This window comes from Nocardiopsis mangrovi (assembly GCF_042653925.1).
GTDB lineage: Bacteria > Actinomycetota > Actinomycetes > Streptosporangiales > Streptosporangiaceae > Nocardiopsis_B > Nocardiopsis_B mangrovi.
Genome location: NZ_JBHSFQ010000011.1, coordinates 56150 through 76457 on the forward strand (window position 1 = coordinate 56150; position 20308 = coordinate 76457).

General features: G+C 70.5%; 13 protein-coding genes. 8 read left to right on the forward strand and 5 right to left on the reverse strand.

The window, feature by feature from the left end; all coding sequences use genetic code 11:
• Positions 1–159: 159 nt before the first annotated feature.
• The 7 genes from ACFO4E_RS13375 (at position 160) to ACFO4E_RS13405 (ending at position 13715) form a co-directional block, all read left to right on the forward strand.
• Positions 160–1839 (forward strand): TIGR04141 family sporadically distributed protein, encoded by a 1680-nt coding sequence (locus tag ACFO4E_RS13375; RefSeq protein WP_378574397.1) that lies wholly within the window; start codon positions 160–162, stop codon positions 1837–1839.
• Positions 1840–1991: 152 nt separating this feature from the next.
• Positions 1992–4109 carry an AAA family ATPase gene (locus ACFO4E_RS13380; protein ID WP_378574399.1) on the forward strand — a complete coding sequence of 706 codons (2118 nt, stop codon included), beginning with the start codon at positions 1992–1994 and terminating at the stop codon, positions 4107–4109.
• Positions 4106–5338 (forward strand): McrC family protein, encoded by a 1233-nt coding sequence (locus ACFO4E_RS13385; protein WP_378574400.1) that lies wholly within the window; start codon positions 4106–4108, stop codon positions 5336–5338. The genes ACFO4E_RS13380 and ACFO4E_RS13385 overlap by 4 nt, the downstream gene beginning before the upstream one ends.
• A gap of 259 nt (positions 5339–5597) precedes the next feature.
• Entirely contained in the window at positions 5598–7121 is a 1524-nt protein-coding gene (locus ACFO4E_RS13390) for a TIGR02677 family protein (protein ID WP_378574403.1), read from the forward strand.
• On the forward strand, positions 7118–8362 hold the full coding sequence (locus ACFO4E_RS13395) for a TIGR02678 family protein (protein WP_378574405.1): 1245 nt from the start codon (positions 7118–7120) through the stop codon (positions 8360–8362). The genes ACFO4E_RS13390 and ACFO4E_RS13395 overlap by 4 nt, the downstream gene beginning before the upstream one ends.
• Positions 8359–12402: a TIGR02680 family protein gene (locus tag ACFO4E_RS13400; protein ID WP_378574406.1), complete on the forward strand. Its 4044-nt coding sequence runs from the start codon at positions 8359–8361 to the stop codon at positions 12400–12402. Before ACFO4E_RS13395 ends, ACFO4E_RS13400 begins: the two co-directional genes overlap by 4 nt.
• A complete protein-coding gene (locus tag ACFO4E_RS13405; RefSeq protein WP_378574408.1) occupies positions 12399–13715 on the forward strand; it encodes a TIGR02679 family protein in 1317 nt (438 codons plus the stop codon). Before ACFO4E_RS13400 ends, ACFO4E_RS13405 begins: the two co-directional genes overlap by 4 nt.
• On the opposite strand, the gene ACFO4E_RS13410 is transcribed toward ACFO4E_RS13405, so the two are convergent.
• Both ACFO4E_RS13410 and ACFO4E_RS13415 read right to left on the reverse strand, forming a co-directional pair.
• The gene (locus ACFO4E_RS13410) at positions 13664–14068 is read right to left on the reverse strand and encodes a hypothetical protein (RefSeq protein ID WP_378574409.1); all 405 of its coding nucleotides are present in this window, start codon (positions 14066–14068) and stop codon (positions 13664–13666) included. The genes ACFO4E_RS13405 and ACFO4E_RS13410 overlap by 52 nt on opposite strands.
• Positions 14069–14260: 192 nt before the next feature.
• Positions 14261–15316: a type IV toxin-antitoxin system AbiEi family antitoxin domain-containing protein gene (locus ACFO4E_RS13415; RefSeq protein WP_378574411.1), complete on the reverse strand. Its 1056-nt coding sequence runs from the start codon at positions 15314–15316 to the stop codon at positions 14261–14263.
• A 262-nt stretch (positions 15317–15578) separates the two neighbouring features.
• On the opposite strand from ACFO4E_RS13415, the gene ACFO4E_RS13420 reads away from it, so the two are divergent.
• Entirely contained in the window at positions 15579–16577 is a 999-nt protein-coding gene (locus tag ACFO4E_RS13420) for an EI24 domain-containing protein (RefSeq protein WP_378574413.1), read from the forward strand.
• A 62-nt stretch (positions 16578–16639) separates the two neighbouring features.
• On the opposite strand, the gene ACFO4E_RS13425 is transcribed toward ACFO4E_RS13420, so the two are convergent.
• From ACFO4E_RS13425 to ACFO4E_RS13435, 3 genes are all read right to left on the reverse strand, one after another.
• Entirely contained in the window at positions 16640–17758 is a 1119-nt protein-coding gene (locus tag ACFO4E_RS13425) for a D-alanine--D-alanine ligase family protein (protein ID WP_378574415.1), read from the reverse strand.
• Positions 17759–17823: 65 nt separating this feature from the next.
• On the reverse strand, positions 17824–19098 hold the full coding sequence (locus ACFO4E_RS13430) for a trans-sulfuration enzyme family protein (protein ID WP_378574417.1): 1275 nt from the start codon (positions 19096–19098) through the stop codon (positions 17824–17826).
• Between the two features lie 108 nt (positions 19099–19206).
• Positions 19207–20199 (reverse strand): NAD(P)H-dependent glycerol-3-phosphate dehydrogenase, encoded by a 993-nt coding sequence (locus tag ACFO4E_RS13435; RefSeq protein WP_378574551.1) that lies wholly within the window; start codon positions 20197–20199, stop codon positions 19207–19209.
• Between the last annotated feature and the right edge of the window lie 109 nt (positions 20200–20308).

Genomic DNA, 20308 nt, shown 5'->3' on the forward strand with positions numbered 1-20308 from the left:
CTGGACACCGTCACCTTATACCGACGTCCCACTCAACGGAAGCATTTGACAGTGCTTTCAGTCTGCGCTCTACTTGAGGCGCTTTCACTGGTTTCCCGGGGCTCTCCCCGGACTCCCGGTCTTCCCCATGCCCTGAAGCAGTCATCGAGGAGTGGCACCATGGCGACCAGTACCTCCACGCGCACCCTGTACCGGCTCAGGGATGTCGCCCCGACCATCGAGGCGATGTTCGACGCTCTCGATCCGGACCAATTGGAAGCGGTCGGCGCGGAGTTGGCCGTCCCCGAGCGCCTCGGGGTGCCGGCGATCCTGGTCAGCGGCGGCTTCGAGCACTCTGTTGCGAGCTGGTGCGACGAGGTCTTCCGCACGACGGGATGCGTCGTCTCGCGGCCCGTCAATCGCTCGGCCGGTCTACTGATGCTCGCGGTGGACGGCAACGTCTACGCCATCGGTTACGACCAGGGATTCCGTCTCATCCCCGACCGCCTCAAGGACCAGCGGTTCGGGCTGCGCTTCGCGTCTCGTCGGGTGGACCCCAGCAGGATCCGGGACCTGGTGTCGCACACACCGGGTGGGGGTCGCACGGACATCACCTTGGTGCCGGATGGAGCGCCGGTGTGGAGCCTGGGGATCCAGGAACACGCCCAGATCGTGCGCCGCCTTGGCGGCCGCCTGGAGGGGATCAACCTCACGATCTCCCGGGACAATCCGACGAAGGTCTCCAGCGCCGAAGGTGGCGTCGGCCTGCGGCTGCGGCTCGGCGTTGACGCTGCCGACCTGGTCACCGATATTCGCGCAATCGCCGGCGTACTTCGTGACGAGGTGCCCAGCCCGGGACTCGAGTTCGTCGAGCACGTCGTTCCCGTCAAGGACAAAGGCCTCGTGTCGCGGCTGGAGGATGCCCTCGACGACCAGCTCGGCAAGGAACCTGACGGACGCATCGCCGCCGCGGTCCCAGCCGATCACTGGGACGACTACGCAGCGGCTCGCACATTTCGAATCCGGATCAACAGTTACACGGCGGGGCAGCCCACCGACGACTTCAGCCTGCCGTACGTACTCGAGCGGGCACGCGTGCAGCGCAGGGGGAATCGAGTCGTCGCCCTCCGAGCCGGGACGGTCACCCTTTACCGGCACAGCCGAGCCGAGAAGACCGATGTCATCTGGTCGTCGAATGTGCTGAGCTGGATCGAGGCGGAGGTTCGCCTCGACTCTCGCCGGTTCTTCCTGATGGACGGATGCTGGTACGAGATCGGCAAGGAGTACCTGAAGGCGATCCGCTCGCATGTCGAGCGGCTCATCACCGACTCGCCATCCGTCGACTTGCCTCCGTGGGTCCTTGGGGACTCAGAGAAGACGTACAACGAGTCAGTGCCGGACAAGCGGCCTGGCTACGCCTGCTTCGACCGCAACAACGTCCAGACCGGGCTGCACCGGCGTAACGGCGTGGAGGTCTGCGATCTACTGAGCCCGGACAATGTCCTGATCATGGTGAAACGGGCCAAAGGCTCGGATGCGCTGAGCCATCTCTTCAGCCAGGCGCTTGTCGCCATTCAGACCCTCCAGTACTCCTCAGAGGGCATGAAGCTGTTCGCCGAGAAGGTAGCCGAGGTCCGCAAGGGACATGGGCTACCCGAAGGCTTCCAGCCCGCCAAGGTCGTCTTCGCGATCTTGCTGAAGGAGGGCGCCGAACTTACCGCCGACACCCTCTTTCCCTTCTCCCAGGTGACCTTGGTGCATGCCGCCAAAACTCTCGAACAATGGCGTGTCGAGGTCGAGGTCGTCGGTGTCGACGCCGTACCCGCCGTTCACACCGGTAGCCGTGGCCTGGCTGCCTAATCAGAGCCCCCTTCCTTACCCGCTATCGTCGCCGTAATTCGTCCACCCTGGAACCGCCGCGTCGGCCACGGGCACTTCCGCCGCAAAAAGTCGCTACTCGCAGGCATCATGGTGGTAGCGGAGTCCCCCACACCTCAAGGAGAATCCCCGGCATGCCCACGCGTAAAGAACTCAGCCGCCAGAGCCTCTACACGGGGGCGACGATCTTGGCGCGCCACCCCAAGGGCATGCACATCAAAAAGCTGTGGTATGAGGTCACCCGAGATCTGCCTTCCCTGACGGAAGAGTGGGCGATCCATGTCAACGACAAGCTCGGGCCAGAGCGTCATTTTCGCTGGCGGTCGGCGGAACTGGTGAAAATCGGCTGGTTGCGCAAGGACGGCAATGGCATCTGGTACCTGACCGGTCCCGGCTATTGGTCGCTTACCGCCTACCCCGAAATGGGCGAGTGGTTCGATCGAGGAACGAAGCGATACGCGTTCCTCTACCGCCGGTCCGCGCAGGTCGAGCAAGCTACCAAGGTTCTGGCCTTGATGCCTGAGGCTGCCTGGGTGAAGGACGACGACCTCGCCGAAGCGGTGGAGCTGCCCACCGACTTCATCGTGCAGCATCTGTACGGGACCCGCCCGGAGGGATGGTACCGGGTGCTCGACGGCACGGGCGCTCCTTCGCGTCATGCTCATCTCACCAATGAAGAACGCGCGCAGTTGGAGGGGCTGCTGGAGCAGGAGGGCATCCTCGGTCCCGACGGGCGGGGTCTCCCGGCGAACCGGATCACCTCCGATGACCTCACGGACTACCTCGCTGACGCCGTTCCGACCGACGACGAGGAGGAGGACGACTCCCAACGCCGGGCCTGGCTGGTCCGCGGATCCAACGTGCACGGCGAGAACCTGGTGCGCTCGTTCTGGCTCCCGAGCGGGATGTGCTCGCTCGACGCCGCCCGGCTGCCGGAAATGGAGCCTGGAGCGCCCCGGGGCGCCGTGGGTGCGGCGGTCGCCGCCGGATACGACCACTTGGGCCCCCTGGAACGGGGGCGGATCACCCGCGAGTTCCACGCCTTCCTGAGCCGGATGCGGGTCGGGGACATCGTCCTCACCAACGACGGCACCTCGGTCTACATCGGTGTGGTCGACGGCCCCGCCGCCTTCACGGCGAGCAGCGGCGGCCGGGCCAACATGCAGCGACGCGTGCGCTGGCACAACCCCGCCGCCCCGCTGGACTACGTCGACGATCTGCCCCCCGAAGCCGCCAATCGCCTCGCCAACCCCGACGCAGCGCTGATCGACCTGACCGAGTTCGCCGGCGACCTGGAACGGCTCCTCGGCGACGAGCCGGAACAGCCGGTGACCGCGCGTTCCTTCGAACTGCCCGATGCCGACGCCCGCCTCGCGGACAAGGTCCACTTCGAGGTCGACTGGCTCCAGGAATGCGTCGAACTCCTGCGCGACCGGCCCCAACTCATCTTCCACGGGCCGCCCGGCACCGGGAAGACCTACGTGGCACAGGCCCTGGCCGACCATCTCACCGGGGGCAAGCCGGAGAACGTGCAGCTGGTGCAGTTTCATCCGGCCTACTCCTACGAGGACTTCTTCGAAGGGTTCCGGCCGCGGCGCAGCGACGCCACGGGCGGCGTCGGATTCGAGCTCACCCCCGGTCCGCTGCGCAAGCTCGCCGACGCCGCCCGCAAGCGGCTCGACGAGCGCTTCGTCCTCATCATCGATGAGATCAACCGGGGCAATCTGGCCAAGATCTTCGGTGAGCTCTACTTCCTGCTGGAGTACCGGGACCGGTCGGTGGAGCTGCTCTACAGGTCCGAGTCCGGGATCAGTTTCACCCTCCCCAAGAACCTCGTTCTGCTCGCGACCATGAACACCGCCGACCGGTCCATCGCGCTCATGGACGCCGCCATGCGCCGGCGATTCTGGTTCGTCGCCCTGCGCCCCAGCGCGTCCGTGGACGGTTCCGTTCTCCAACGCTGGCTGGAGAACGGCGGGTTCCCCGACGATGCCGCCCGTCTGCTCACCGAACTGAACACGCGGATCGGCGACCCCGAGTTCGAGATCGGCCACTCCTACCTCATGCGGGAGGCTCTGTACGAGAAGGACGCGAAGGGGTTGGAACGGGTGTGGCAACACCAGATCCTGCCCCTCTTGGAGGAGCACCACTACGGCGACGGTACGGACGCGGCCGAGCGCTACGGGCTGGCGTCGCTACGCGCGCACCTCGGGCTGGTCGCTCCCTCTGAAGCGGATGAGGCCGCCCAGTGAGAAGGGTCGAACTCATCGAGTACGGCGAGGCCGAAGAGTGCCCCGGACTCAGTGAGGCACAGTGGGCGACCCTTCGCGACTGCCGACTCGTCAAAGTCGAGCAGAAGGGGAAGGCACTGCGGCGGGTCAAAGCCTCCACCAGCCGTATCGGTGCGACCGTGGTCGGCTCCGGGGCAGGCGCGGTCGAACTGCGCATCAGGCCGAAGCTGCCGATCAAGCGCATCCTGTTCATGGCCGGCTACGCCTACAGCCGGCTCCGGTGGCAGGACCACGAACTCCATGTCGAGGAGCACGAGGAGCTGCTGCCGGCACTCGCCGACGTCTTCGCTCGCATGGCGGAACGGACGCTGGCGAGGAACGTCCTCATGGGCTATCGCACCGTCGAACAGGCGCTTCCGGTGGTACGCGGTCAGATCCGAACATCGGACCAGGTCAACCGGCATTTCGGCATGGCCCTGCCGGTCGAGGTGAGTTATAGCGACCCCACGATCGACACACCGGAGAACCGCATCCTCCTCACGGCGGCGGAACGTCTGCTCGCCCTTCCCGACGTCGACACCACGACGAGGCGGCTCCTGCACCGTGTCGTCGGGCGGCTGCCGGGCGTCGCCCGGCTCCACCCCGGCGCCGCCGCTCCCAGGTGGATCGCCACGCGGCTGAACGCCGGCTACTGGTCGGTCCTGGGGCTCGCGGAGGTCGTGCTGCGCGGCAACTCCTTTGAAACGGCCGATGGGCAGATCCATTCGGTCGACGGGCTGCTCATGATCATGCACGACGTCTTCGAGGATTTCGTGACCAAAGCGCTCGCCGACGCGCTGCGCCCGTACGGCGGGAGCTGTCACCCCCAGGACACGCGCACCTACCTCGACCATGCACGGACCGTCCAGCTCATACCCGACCTCGTCTACGACGCCCCCGGCCCCAACGGCACCGAGTACCCCCGGGCCGTCGTGGACGCCAAGTACAAGGTCGGACGCGACTCCGGCGGGAACCCGACCGACCTCTATCAAGCCCTCGCCTACTGCACCGCGCTGGACCTCCGCTCAGGACACCTCGTCTACGCGTCCGGCGCGGGGGTGAGGGCGAAGGAGCACCGCTTCAACGGCAAGGAGGGCGTCGTGATCCACCAGCACGAGCTCGAGCTCGACCGGCCTCCCGCGGCGGTCCTGGCCCAGATCGACGTGATCGCGAAGATGATCGTCGCGCAGCCGCATTCACAGATGTCGTGAGCCGCGCACCGTCCCTCACCGAGGACCTTGTCCGGATTCGGCCATCACGGGGTTTCCAGGACCGGGGGGCATGCGGGGTGATGGCATACCGGTGAGGCGCACGCCTCTCACCTTGTGGCGGCCTCAGGCAGAGACCAGTGAGCGAAGGTATTCCGGTCTCCGGAGGATGCGGGACGGATGATCTCGTCGTCGTAGGCGGTGCCTGAAGCGGCGGCTACCGTGGCCGGTACGGCGAGAGAGGGGAGGGGCATCGGTCTCTATGGGCGACTTCGAGCGGCTACCGGGCGATGCGTTCCAGTTCAACGCCGGGTCGCGGCGTGATCTCTACTTCGCGGTTCTGCATGTGTTCAATGCTGCGAATGAACGCCTGGAAACGGCGTTGGTGGCCGAAGATGTGCACCGGCGGCTGGCCGATGTCGGGTTCCTCGACGTCGTCGGTGAGGACGACGTGGAAGCCGCGCTGCGGCACCTGAGCGGACATCTGCACCTGCTGGAGGCGTCCCAGAACTACGGCGCCTCCCACGGGACCGCGGTGGATTTCGAACGCAAGAACGTGCAGTACTCCCTCACCCCCCGCGGCGAGGCGGAGTTCGCCGGCGCCGTGCACATGCTGGCCCGGCTGAAGGAGAGCGGCGCGCTGCAGACCGCTGTCCTCGACGCGATCGCCGACCGCCTCGACGGACTGCACGCTCTTCTGAAGCGAGCCGACCCCACCGAAGACCCCCAGGTGTTCACTGCACTGCTCGAACTCGAAGGCCACCTCGACTCGCTGCGCGACAACACCAAGCGCTTCAACAATGAACTCCAGCGGCTGCTGCGCGTCGACAAGGTCGACTTCGCCACCTTCCACTCGGTGAAGGACTCCACGGTCGGCTATCTGAAGGAGTTCTTGGAGAACCTCGAAATGCGCGCCGGCAGGATCGGCGATGCGCTGGACCGCGTGGAGTCCCAGAGCACTCTCTCGCTGCGCATGCGTGCCCTGAACGGCGCGAACTTCCCGCCGGGGGCGTCGGAGCAGACGCGCACCGACTGGCTGGCCGCGCGGGGCAACAAGTGGGAGGGTCTGCGTTCCTGGTTCGCGGCCTCGCCCGATGGCCAGACCGGCGTGCGGCGGCTGCACGAGGTCGCACGTCAGGCGATCGTCTCGCTGCTCGAGACCCTGGACCGGATCGTCGATGCGCGGCGGCGCTCCTCCAGCGCCGCGGAGGACTTCCGGACCGCCGCCCGCTGGTTCGCCACCGCCGAGAGCGAAAGCGACCTGCACCGGCTGTGGGCGGCGGCCTTCGGGCTTTCCCCGGCACGGCACGCGCACCTCGGCCACGACGACGCCGAACTGATCGCCCCCGGCACGGAATGGGCCAAGGCCGACCCTGTCCACGTGTCGCCGAAGCTGCGCACGTCCGGTCGCGCCGAGCACATCGGGCGCACAGCGCGGGTGCGCGACGTCGGAGCGGTCCGGGCGGCGCGGCGCGCCGCCGCGCTGGAGGAGCGACGCCAGATCGAGGCCGCCTGGCGCTCACTGGCGACGGACGGCCCTGTGCGGTTGTCGACGTTCGCGACCCTGGAGCACACGCTCTTCGAACGGCTGCTCGACCTGCTCGGCCTCGCCCTCGCGGAACCACCCGCCTCCGATGGCATGCGGCGCGCCGGCACATCGGACGGGCGCTTCGAGATCGTCCTGTATCCGCCGCGCGACGAGAGCGAGGCGACCCTGCGCACCCCGCGCGGCACGTTCACCGGCCCCGACTATGTGGTGTCGGTCTCCGGGGGGATGCCTGCGTGAAGACCGCCAACCGCAAGGTCATCGATACCCATGACGACATGGCGAGGGCGATCCGGACGCTGCTGATCGTCCCGTTGCTGACACGGGAGGTCGACGACGCGGCGTTCACCCTCGTCCGGCGCAGGCGCACCGAACTCACCAGGTGGTTCGACTACTTCTGCGGCTGGCGGCTGACCGTCGAGCCGCGCCAGGGGTACGCGCGCCTGGCGAAGGTGCGCGCCGCGGATTCGCACCTGGACGTGCCGCGCCCCGCGCGGCGGGTCCGAGGGGCCAGGGAGGCGTTCGACCGGCGCCGCTACACGCTCCTGTGCCTGGCGGCGGCCGAACTCCTGACCGTCGGCCGCACGACCATCGGCCTGCTGGCCGAGCGGGTCGCACACGCCTGCGCCGCCGACGACGCCGTTCCCGGCTTCGATCCGTCGAGCCGCGCCGAGCGCTCCGCCTACGTCGACGCGCTCCTCTTGCTGGAGCGCTACGGCGCGATCACGGCCCTCGACGGAGTGACCGAGTCCTACCTCACCGAGACCGACGCCAAGGTGCTCTACCGCGCCGACGCCGTGCGGCTGACCCGTCTCCTCTGCGCCCCGGTGCCGCCCTCACGCGTTGCGTCGAACGGGCTCCAGGCCCCTGACCTGACGGCGCTGGTGCATGAGGAGCGCTACGGCCCGGCAAGGGCCGGCTCCGACGAGACCCAGGCGTCGCTGAACCAGCGCAACCTGTGGGCGCGGCACTCGGTGATGCGCCGCCTCCTCGACGACCCCGTGGTCTACCGTTCCGACCTCTCACCCGCCGAGGCGGAGTACGCCGCGACGGTGACCGGGAGATCGCTGATCCACCGCATGGCCCAAGAGGCGGGGTTCAGCCTGGAGGAGCGAGCGGAGGGCTACCTGCTCGTCGACACGGCGGCGGTCGCGACGGACACCCGGTTCCCCGGCGAGGGCGACACCGCTAAGCAGACCGCCCTTCTGCTCCTCGATGTGCTGCTGCACGCCGTCGAGCCCGTGCCCGCGACGGAGCTCGCCGCCGAAGTGGCGCGGCTGATGGAGCGCAGGCCCTCGTGGGCGAAGTCCTACCGGTCCGCCGGGGGCGCCACCGAGCTGGCCGACTCGGCCTCGGCCGTCCTGGTGGGCTTCGGCCTGGCCGCCTGGAGCGCCGGTCCGGGCGATCCGGCGCGCTTGTACGCCCTGCCAGCGGCCCATCGCTACGCCGTGGACGGCACGGCCTTCGAGGAGGAACCGTGATCACCGAGGCCCCCGAGCAGACACGCGACGGCCGCTGGATACCGACACGGGCGGGCATCCTCAACGTATGGCGCTACTACGACGAGGTCTTCACCTTCCATAACGGGCGACTGCTGCTGCGCGGACGCAACGGCACCGGGAAGTCGAAGGCGCTGGAGCTGCTGCTGCCGTTCCTCTTGGACGCCAGCCTGCGACCCAACCGGTTGTCCACGTTCGGCGGGAACGAACGGGTCATGCACTGGAACATGATCGGGCACGGCTATCCGGGCGCGAGCCGGGTCGGCTATGTGTGGCTGGAGTTCAAGCGCGTGGAGAACGGGGCGGAGCACTGGTTCACGTGTGGTGCGCGCCTCCAGGCGACTCGCGATACCCGGCAGGTGCATGCCGCCTACTTCACCTGTTCCGGCCGGGTCGGGCACGGTATCTCCCTGGTCACCGGCGACGGCGCCCCGCTCACGAGGGACGCGCTGCGCAAGGCCCTGGGCACGGCCGGCACCGTCCACTCGGGTCCGGACGACTACCGCGCCCGTGTACGCGGCATGCTCTACCCCTCGCTGAGCGAGGCCCGCTACGACTCGCTGATCACCGCGCTGCTCCAGCTACGCACGCCGAAGCTGTCGGAACGGCTGGACCCGGCCCTGCTGTCCGACCTGCTCTCCAGCGCCCTGCCTCCGCTGGGACGCGGGGAACTCGCCGATATCGCCGACGGCTTCGAGCGGTTGGACCGCCAGCGCGAAGAGCTCGCCGATCTCGCGGCGCAAGTGGAGGTGGCCGAGCGCCTCGCCGCACGGCAGCGCACCTACGCACGGCATGTCCTCCGCGCCGGTGCCGCACGGCTCATCTCGGCCACCACCGAGATGGACCGCCGCACCCGCGAAGAGACCGCCGCGAACGAGCAGAGGGCCGCCGCCACCACCGAGCTCGACGAACTGCAACGGCGCCAGGCGGCGCTGAAGCGGGAGACCGCGCAGGTCTCGGGGGAGATTTCGGGGCTGCGCGAAAGCGAAGCCTTCAAGGCGGGAGCGGACATCGACCGGCTGCGTGAGCAGGCCGAAGGCGCCCGCATCCGCGCGGAGTCTCTGCGCAGCGGGGCGACCAGGCGGAGCCGCCAGGCGGCCGGGCGCCGAACGACGGCCGACGAACTGCGCACCCACGCGCGGAGCCAGGAGCAGGCGGCGGTCGGCGCCTACGGGGCCGCGGCCCGTGCTGCCGAACGGATCGGGATGGACAACCGGCTCGCCCAAGCGCGCGATCATGCAGTCGGCGATGAGCAGGGCGTCCCACGCGCAAGGCGCTCGTTCCGTGCCGCGCTGGACAGCCGGTCGGTGCAGATCGCGGAGGTGCGCCAAGCGGTGGCCGACCACCGGGCCGAGTCGGTCCGCCTTGCGGATCTGGAGTCCGACCTCGCCGACGCATCCGACTCCATCGATGCGCTGGACGGCCAGAGGGAGGAGGCGGGCTCGGCCCTGGAGGCCGTCCGCACAAGGGTGTCCGAGTCGCTGGAGGCGTGGGCGCTGTCGTGCGTCGAGCTGCAACCGCTCGACACCGAGGCCCTGGAGTCGTCGATCGACGGGGACGCAGTGGGCGACCTCGTCGCCACCGCGCGCATGCGGGCGGCGGAGCGGCTCACCGCCGAGAGGACAGAACGGGCAAGGGACGTCACGGTCCTGAGGGCGGAACGCGACGAGCTGGCGGGGCGGCTCGCCGGTCTGCGCGACCAGGCCGAGGTGCTGCCGCCCGTGCCGTATGCGCGCGGAACGCACCGGGACTCCCTTCCCGGCGCCCCGTTGTGGCGCCTCGTCCGGTTCACGGATGGCGTGCAGGCCACGGCGCAGGCAGGGCTGGAGGCCGCCCTGGAAGCGTCGGGCCTGCTCGACGCCTGGATACTGCCCGATGGCACCGTCCGCGTCGCGGACGATGTCCACGACGTGTTCGGCGCCCCCACCGCAAGGGTTGCTCGCGGCCGCAGCCTGCTGGATGTGCTGGAGGTGGAGGACGACGCCGCCGTCCCCACCGCGGCGACCGCCGCGCTCCTCGCGTCGGTCGCGGTCCACGACACGATCCGCGACGCCGGCACGGACAGCGGTGACGTCGTCATCTGCCTGGACGGGGGGTGGCGCACGGGTCCGCTGTGGGGCCGCTGGGCCAAACCCGAGCCGAGCTATGTCGGCGCCGCCGCGCGCGAACGCGCCCGCCGCGCGGCGATCGGCGAACTGACCGCGGACATCGGCCGGGTGGAGAGCCGTATCGGCGAGCAGCAGGCGGCCCTCTCCGTGCTCGACGGCCGACGCGACGACTTGGCCGAAGAGGTGCGTCGCCGCCCGTCGACCACCCCGCTCGCCGAGGCGCGGCGCGCGGTGGAGCAGGCGGAGCGCGCTCTCGCGATCCTGCGCGACTCCGCGGCCCGATTGCGCACGCGGGTGCAGGAGCAGTCGCGGACCGCTAAGGCGGCGGCCGACACGTGCGATTCCCTGGCCTCCCACCACAGGCTGCCCGTCGAGGACTCCGCACTGAGCGGCCTGGCGTCCGAGCTGGACTCCGTGCGCGCGCTCGCCGACACCTGGCTGGACCGTGTCACCGAATCGCGCAGCCTGACACGGCAGGCCGAAGACGCCGAAGCACTGGCACGCGAGAGCGAGGAGGAGGCACACGAGAGCGCCGAAGCAGCCGTGGCCGGGGAGAACGAAGCCGCGCTCCTCGCCGAGAGGTTCTCCGCGGTCGAAAGCACCCTCGGGGTGGAGCATCGGGAGGTCGTCGAGCGGATCGGTGCGGCCGAGGCCCGGCTGCGCGCGCACCAGGACGAGGCGGGCTCCTTGCACACCGGGGAGGCGGAGATCCAGAGGCGGATCGGAAAACTGGAGCAGTCGGTCATCAGTCTCGGAGAGGCGCGGGCCGGCGCGGTCGAGCGACGTGACACCGAGGCGGAGCGGCTGCGCACCCTCATGGCGAAGTCCCTGCGCGACGACGCCGGAATCGCGGCGGAGCTCGCCGCTGAGGCGCCTGTGCGCGCGACACAGGAGGCTGCGCGCGCCATCGCCGCAGAGATTCACCAAGACACCACCGAGGAGAGGATCCGAGCCGCCTTCGGCAGGCTCAGCGGGGCCGTGTACGACGCACGGCAAACGCTGGCGGGGATCGAGTTGGAGCTGGACGCCTTCGAGGACGTCCACGTCCTGAGCGCCCGCGTGAACGGCCTGCGCATGGGAGCGGCCCGGCTGCGCGATTCCCTGCATACGGAGCAGCAGCAGCGCGCGACCGACCTGTCGGCCGAAGAGCGGGCACTGTTCGACCGGACCCTCACCGGCGATACCCGGCGCCACCTCGCCGACCGCATCCGCCAGGCCGACGCCCTCGTGGAGGGGATGAACCGCCGCCTCCAGCAGGTGCGTACCGCCTCGCGTATCTCGGTGCGCCTGCGCTGGCGCGTCGCACCCGACGCTCCCGAGGGCACTGCGCAGGTACGCGACCTCCTGCTGCGCAGCCCTCAGACGCTGGACGACGACGACCGCGACGCGCTGCACCGCTTCTTCCGCGATCGCATCGACGATGCCCGCTCGGCGGATACCACCACCGGGTGGGAGGAGCACCTCATGGAGGTCCTCGACTACACGAGGTGGCACCGCTTCACCGTCGAACTCGACAAGGCCGACGGCCGGGGATGGCAAGAGCTCACCCGGCGGGCTCACGGGCAGCTCTCGGGCGGGGAGAAGGCCATTGCGCTGCACCTCCCACTGTTCGCGGCGGTGGCCGCTCACTACGAGAGCGATCCGGCCGCGCCGAGGTTCATCCTGCTGGACGAGGTGTTCGTGGGAGTGGACACCACCAACCGCGGACAGGTGTTCGCGCTGCTGGGCGCGCTCGGCCTGGATCTGGTGCTGACCAGCGACCACGAGTGGTGCACCTACGCGGAGCTCGACGGTATCGCGATCCACCAGCTCATCCCGGGCGACGATGACGACGCAGTCACCAGCGCGCGATGGGTGTGGACCGGGGCAGATCTGGAAGCGGTCGAGGAGGACACCGGGGAGCGTGTCGCGTGAACGGGCCAGGGCGGCTGGAGAACCTGGATCACCTGCACGACCCCGGGCTGCTGCCGTTGTGGCGGGAGTTGCACCGAAAACTCTCCTCTGGGCGGCCAGTGCGAACGGTCCTCCTCGAAGGGCTGGATCTCCGCTCCCAGCAAGCGCTCGCGGATCTGTTGGGGCTGTCCTCGTATCCGGGGGCCTCGGTGCGCGTGCGCTTGGACCGGCTGGATCAGGCGCTGGCCTCCAGCGGCCTGGACACGCGGGCCGCTGTGGAGGCCCTCGTCGCGCCCATCGGCGACCGCGCCGCGGAGCGTGCGAAGCGGGCCAAGGACACCGATGAGCTTTGGGCCTGGTTGGCCGGGCATCCCGTGGTGACGGCCGAGCCGGCGCTGCACGCATGGGCCGACAAGGTGCGCGCCGATGGCGCGGGCGGCGACCACGAAGCCGTGCGCGCCATGGTGGACCAGGCTCTCGCCATCGTGGCCATGCTCCCGCTGGAGGATGGTCTCCCGCTGCCCGCTCTGGCACAGCGCGCAACGGGCGATCCCCACGCCCTCGACGGGACCGGACGGCTGCCTCTACTGGTACTGCGCGCGTTGGCCGCGCTGCGCGACCAGCCGCCGCCCGAGGATGCCGAGCAGAGGCGTGCGTTGTGGGCCGTATTCGGAGTGGACTGCGATGCCCACTCGACGAATGTGCTGGTGCTCGGGCTGCGCCCCACAGCCGATGATCCGTTGTCGACCACGCTGAGGGCGTGGTCTGCCGCCGGAACCGCCGCCATCGTCACACTCGACCAACTGCGCTCCTCCCCCGGCCCGGTCGTGGATGCGCGTGTGATCCACGTGGTGGAGAACCCATCGGTCCTGGCGCTCGCCCAGCGCCGGTTCGGTCCGAGTTGCCCGCCCTTGGTGTGCGTGTCGGGCTGGCCGAACAGTGCCGCTGTAGCACTGCTGCGCCGCCTGTCATCGAACGGAAGTGAGCTGCGCTACCACGGTGACTTCGACGGTGCCGGTGTGCGTATCGCGGCCTACGTGATGGCGAAGACGGGCGCCCGGCCGTGGCGCATGGCGACCGCGGATTACACAGTCGCGTGCGCTGGTCCGGCACCCGCGACACGGTTGTCGCCTGGTCGCATCACCGATGCTCCTTGGGACCCGGAACTGGCCGGGGCGATGCGCGAACACGCGGAGTCCGTGCCCGAAGAACGCGTGGCCCGGCTACTCCTCGATGATCTGGCCGAAGCGGCCGCCGGGCGTACCGAGGGTCGTTCCCGCACTCAGTCCCATTCGTTGAAGACGAGTGCGGCGAGGTCCGGCGGATCCCAGTAGGCGATCTGGGCGTGTTCGGCCGCGGCGAGGGCCGACAGGTCGATGGACGCCAAAGGGGTGGCGAGTTCGGCCGCCGTCAGGACACGCAGCCGGGAGACCGTGGTGAGGGCGGCGGCGAGGCGGGGTTCTGAGGCCGGGGTGAAAGTGGCGGCCTGCCGTGGGGCATACGACTCGCCGATGGCGGGCAAAGGGACCGTCGCATGGCAGGCGACCACGCGGTAGGTGCCGCGGCGTTCGAGACCGGCGCGATGGAAGCTCGGGGTGACCGATGCGGGGACCCAATCGGTGAGCCGCCACCCGGCCATCCGGGCGGCGGAATGGCAGATGCCGAGGTAGGCGTCTGCTGAGATCACCGGTAGAGGCACCCTCCCGGGGCCGTGGAAGCCGGTGACGGATCGAGGGGCGTGGAACACGGTCCGGCTCCTTGAGACGTCGGGGGCGTACCTGGCCAGCGGACACGGCCTGAAGGGGGGTGGCGGGTCCGGGAGCGAGGGGCGGCATGGTTCGCGCGCCGGAATCGCGGCGGCCCGCGCACGGTCGGGCGGCTACGTGGGGGGTTGGGCCCGACGTGGCGGTTGGGGATGCGGCACAGGCGATCCGCCGAGAGGCAGGGCTTCCTGCGATGGGGGTGGGTCGGCGGAGGACGGTGCCGCGGCAGGTGGGGTGGTTCCGGCCGGTGTGGCGCGGCTGTTCCGGGCATCGAGGATCATGGCGACTATTTCTTTGGGGTGGTGGAGGTCGCTCCAGGTGAAGCGGAGGAGGGTGAGGTGGTCGGGGGTGGTGACGATGGAGTTCTGGCGGCGGCGGTCGGTGTAGAGGGCTCCGGGGAGGCTGTGGGGGCCGTGGCCGTCGGCCTCGGCTACCACGCCCCAGCTGGGCCAGGCGAGGTCGGCGTGGCCGACCACGGTGCCGGTGGAGTCGTGGACCGGGTATTGCAGGGCTTCGGGCGGGATGCCGGCGTCGTGGCAGATGAGGCGGAGGCGGGTTTCCAGGGTGCTCTGGGCGCCGAAGGCGGCCAGCTCCCACCACGGGCGTGAGCGCGGGGCGCGGACGCGGCCGGTGTTGGCGGCGGCGAGGGCCGGGAGGTCGCCGGGGTCGACGAGTCCCTGGCTGAGGGCGGAGTCGATGACGCTGACGGCGGAGTCGCGGTCGGCGAGCAGGACGGTGTCGCGCAGCGTGCGGGCGGGCGTGGTGAGCCGGATCCCCTTGCGCAGGGTGACCTCGCCGGGTTCGACGTTCCAGCCGTGCAGCCGCAGTCCCGTGCTGACCGATCCGCCGCGGTCCGGGACCGTGAGGTGGACGTGGTCGTAGCCCGGGCCGCGCAGCAGCCCCTGCAGTCGCCAGAGCCGCGCGGCCGTGGGTCCGACGGCCACCGCCCGCGGGCCGTGGACGAGCTGGGCCGCCATGACGCGCGCCGCGAGCGCCGGCGGCGCGGGGTCGCGCCGGACGAGGTAGACGCCGGTGCGCAGCCGCCGCCATTCGCGCCGCCGGACGAGCCGGTCGACCTGCCCCGCGCTGAGCCCGCATTCCACCGCCTGCGCACGGGACACCACCCCGTGCTGGGAATCGGCGAGCGCCTGCACATGCGAGAGGTCCGGCATGGATCAAGGACACCGCAGGTGCGCCGGCGGCTGCAACGCGCGTCGTGAGGTTGTGGACAACCCCTCGGGGGCAGGAGTGCTCGGGCTTGAGACCGGCACGGGCTCAGGCGGCTCCCGCGCAGAAGTCATCAGGAGCCGGGGGCGACTCCCTCGCAAAGGCTCTCACGGCTGCACGCAACTCCCGCGTGAAAGGGCGTCAGGGTCAGGGCGACGCCGGTACGAGGGCCGAGAGTAGGCGGGTGATGCCATAGGGTCGGGCGTCGTGAGCACTCCTGTACGTGATGCCTTCTCTGGTGTCGGCATTCTGCTGCGTGGCTTCGGCATGGTCGTGCGACGGCCGAAGCTCTTCTTCCTCGGGGCCATCCCCCCTCTCATCACCTCCATTTTGTTCCTGGTGGCGTTCATCTCGCTGCTGGTGAACATCGAGTCGATCGTCGCGTGGATGACGCCGTTCGCCGACGGCTGGGCCGAAGGGTGGGCGACGACGCTGCGGGTGGCGGCGGGGGTCGTCCTGGTCGCCGCGACCGTGCTGATCATGGTCGTGGGCTTCACGGGGCTCACCCTCGCGCTCGGGTTCCCGCTCTACGACAAGATCGCCGAGGACGTCGAGGACGAGCTCGGCGACGCCCCGCCCGAGATCGACGACCCGATCGCGGCGTCGATCGCGCGCGCGGTGCGCCAATCGGTCACCATCATCCTCATCACGGCCCTGGTGACGCTGCCGATGTTCATCGCGGGGTTCATCCCCGTCGTGGGGCAGACGCTCGTTCCGGTGATCTCGGCGATCTTCGGCGGCTGGATGCTGTCCATGGAGCTGATCGGCACCGCGTTCGACCGGCGCGGGCTGCGCAGGCTGGGCGACCGCCGCAGCCACATGGCCGGCCACCGCATGCTGGTGCTGGGCTTCTCGGTCCCCACCTACCTGCTGCTGGCGATCCCGTTCGTGGCGGTCGTGGTGTTCCCGGCGGCAACGGCGGGGGGCACGATCCTGGCCCGGCGGCTGCTGGACTCTCCGGCTGGCAGGGCCGGGGTCGAGGGGCACTCCACGTCCGGCGCGCTGCCCCCTCCCGGAGGGCAGGGTGTGCCCGGTCATCCCGGTCCCCTAGGGCGTCCCGGCGATCCCGCACATCCCCATCCGGGTCCCCTCGGGCGTCCCGGCGATCCCGGGTATCCCGCACATCCCCATCCCGGTCATCCCGGCACTCCCGGATACCCGTCGCAGCAGGGGTATCCGCCGCCCTCGCCTCCTCCCCGGAGCTGACACCGAACGGCCACCGCGGTCCTCCGCGGTGGCCGTTCGTTCGCGGGTGGCCGCCCGTCCGGCTAGCGCAGCCGGCCCGGCTCGCGGCGCAGAGCCGTCTGGAGGATGCGGTCGATGAGGGACGGGTAGTCCACGCCGCTCGCCGCCCACATCTTCGGGAACGCCGACGTGGGGGTGAAGCCGGGCATGGTGTTGATCTCGTTGACGTAGACCTTGCCGTCGTCGCCGTAGAAGAAGTCCACCCGCGCCAGCCCTTCGCAGCCCACGGCCTCGAAGGTGCGGGCGGCCAGGCGGCGGACCTCCTCGACGGCGGCGGCCGGGAGGTCGGCCGGGATGGTCAGGCTGCTGGTCGAGAGGTACTTGGCCTCGAAGTCGTAGAAGTCGAAGCCGTCGGCGATGTGGATCTCGGCGGGCTGCGACACCTCGGGGGCGCCGCCGTCGAGGGCCTCCAGGACCCCGCACTCGATCTCGCGGCCGACGATGGCCTGCTCCACGATCACCTTGGGGTCGTGCTCGCGGGCCGCTTCCACGGCCGCGATCACGGTGTCGGTGTCGGTGGCGTCGTTCACCTTGGCGACCCCGACGCTGCTGCCGGCCCGGGCCGGCTTGACGAACACGGTGCCGCCCAGTTCGGCGATGTCGTCGAGCACGCGCTTGCGCTCGCGCAGCCACTGGCGGTCGGTGGCGGCCACGAAGCCGCACTGGCGGATGCCGTGCCCGGCGAGCAGGGCCTTGGACACGACCTTGTCCATCGACGCCGCGCTGGCCAGGACCCCGGCCCCGGCGTAGCGGGCGCCCATCATCTCGAAGAGCCCCTGGACCGTGCCGTCCTCGCCGAAGGGGCCGTGCAGCAGCGGGAGGACGACGTCGACCCGGCCGAGCCGTTCGGGGACCGCCCCGGGCTCGACGAGGAGCAGTTCGGAGGGGGCGTCGAAGGGCAGCGCCAGCCCCATGCCGGTGGCGTCGACGACCGGCAGCCGGCCGTCGGTGATCGCCAGGCGTTCGGTGTCGCCCGAGGTGAGGACCCAGTTGCCCTCGCGTGTGATGCCGATGGGCACGATCTCGTAGCGGTCGGTGTCGATCACCGACATCACCCCGCCCGCGGTGACGCAGGAGATCTCGTGCTCGGAACTGCGCCCGCCGAAGACGACGGCGACCCGGGTTTTACGCTGCTCGGCCATGATGCCTGACTTTATCCCGCGCCCTCGCTCCCATCAGGAAGCTGCGCGATCGTGTCCCGAATTCGTCACGGGCTCGTTCCCGGGTCCGCCTCCGCCTCCCTCGCCGACCGCCACTCCTCGGCGCAGCGGTCCAGCGACGCCAGCGCGTCGGCGATGAGGTCGGCCGGGTCCTCGAGGCCGATGGCGAACCGCACCGCCCCGGGCCCGATCCCCGATGTCAGCAGGGTGGCGTCGTCGAGCTGGCGGTGGGTGGTGGAGCCGACGTGGCCGACGAGCGTGTGCGTGCCGCCCAGCGAGGCGGCGATGGTGGCCAGGTGCAGCCCGTCGGCGAAGGCCATACCGGCGTCCCGCCCGCCGTACGGGGTGACCGTCACCGTCCCCCCGAACCGGCCGGAGTCGAACAGCCGGAGCGCCGTCTCGTGCCCCGGGTGGGCGGGCAGCCCCGGGTAGTCGACGCGCTCGACCGCCGGGTGGGCGGCGACGGCGGCCGCGAACTCCGCGGCCGTGGCGCACTGGCGGGCGACCCGCAGCGGCAGCGTCTCCAGCCCGCGGTGCAGCAGGAACGCCTCGTCGGGCGCCAGGCACGGCCCGAGGTCGACGCGGGCCGAGCGGATCGCGGCCACCGTGTCGGGGTCGCCGACGACGACGCCGCCGGTGGCGTCGCTGTGGCCGCCGATGTACTTGGTGGCGGAGTGCAGCACGATGTCGGCGCCGTGCTCCAGCGGCCGGCACACGGCCGGCGACGCGAACGTGGAGTCGACGACGAGCCGGGCGCCGGCCTCCGAGGCGATGCCGGCCAGCGCCGGCAGGTCGGAGACGGTCATCGTCGGGTTGGACAGCGTCTCGGTGAAGATGAGCGCGGTCTCGGGGCGAACCGCGGCGCGCACGGCCTCCAGGTCGGTGATGTCGACGAAGTCCGTCCGCACGCCGAAGCGGCGCAGCAGGCCGTCGAGGAGGGAGTAGGTGTTGCCGTAAATGGCCCGCGAGGCGACGATGTGGGAGCCGGCCGCGGTCAGCGCGAGGAACGTGGTGCTGATCGCCGCCATGCCGGAGGCGAACGCCTGCCCGCGCACCTCGCGGTCGAGGCCGGCCCCCTCCATGGCGGCGAGCGCGTGGGCGAACGCCTGCGCGGTGGGGGTGTCGATACGCGCGTAGGAGTAGCCCCCGCTCACCCCGTCGAGCACGTCGGCGTACTCCTGCGAGGTCGCGAACTCGTAGGTCGTGCTGCGGTGGACCGGGATGCGCACCGGCCGCTCGTTCACCGGGGGCCCGGTCGGCAGCCGCACGGCGCGCGTGTTCTCCCCCTGCTGGTGGCCGTCGTGGCCGTCGTGGCGATCCATCTCGTTCGTCCCCCTCGCATTCTTCCTGACGCCGCGGATCGGTGGCCGCACTCACCGGGTCGCCGCTCCTACTCCCGTCCGCCTTCACGGCGGCACCCCTCTGCGGGCTCAGACCCCGTAGCGCTCGGGCTTTGCCGTGCGGGACATGAAGGCCAGCAGCGCCTCGGCCGGGGAGAGGTCGTGGTGCATCATGCCCACGACCGCCGCGGTGATGGGTACGTCCACCCCGTGGCGCCGGGCCAGGGCGAGGATGGACTCCGAGGACTTCACGCCCTCGGCGGTCTGGCGGGTCTCCGCGATCACCTCGTCCAGGGTCATACCCGACCCGAGCCGTTCGCCGAAGGTGCGGTTGCGCGACAGCGGGGAGCTGCAGGTGGCCACGAGGTCCCCCATGCCGGCGAGCCCGGCCAGGGTGTGCTCGTCGGCGCCCAGGGACACCGCCAGCCGCACGGTCTCGGCCAGCCCGCGGGTGATGAGCGACGCCTTGGCGTTGTCGCCGAAGCCCATGCCCACCGCCACGCCCACGGCCAGTGCGATGACGTTCTTGACCGCACCGCCCAGCTCCGCGCCGATCACGTCGGTGGCGGTGTAGGGGCGGAAGTAGGCGGACTTGCAGATGTGCTGGAGCCGCACGGCGGTGGGCTCGTGGGCGCACGCCACGACGGCGGTGGCCGGCTGGCGCTCGGCGATCTCGCGGGCGAGGTTGGGGCCGGAGACGACCGCGACCTGCTCGGGCGGCAGCCCCAGCACCTCGGCGATCACCTCGCTCATGCGCAGGCAGGTGCCGAGTTCGATGCCCTTCATCAGGCTGACGACGACGGCGTCCGCCGGGATGTGCTCCTTCCACCGCGCGAGGTTGGCGCGCAGCGACTGGGAGGGCACGGCGATGACGATGACGTCGGCGCCCGCCAGCGCCTCGGCGGCGTCGCTCGTGGCGCCGAGGGCCGGGTTGAGCGCGATCCCCGGGAAGTAGTCCGGGTTCTCGTGGCGCTCCCGGACGGCCTCGGCGACGTCGGCGCGGCGGCCCCACATGACGACGTCGGCGGTGCCGGCGTCGGCCACCACGTTGGCGAAGGCCGTACCCCACGACCCGCTGCCCATGACCGCGACACGGCCGCGGCGGCCGGGAGCCGCCCCCGCCTGGTCCGGTCCCGCGCTGCGGTCGCGCCCGTCGGCCTGCGCCGCGTGGCCCATCGTCATCGTCGCCCTT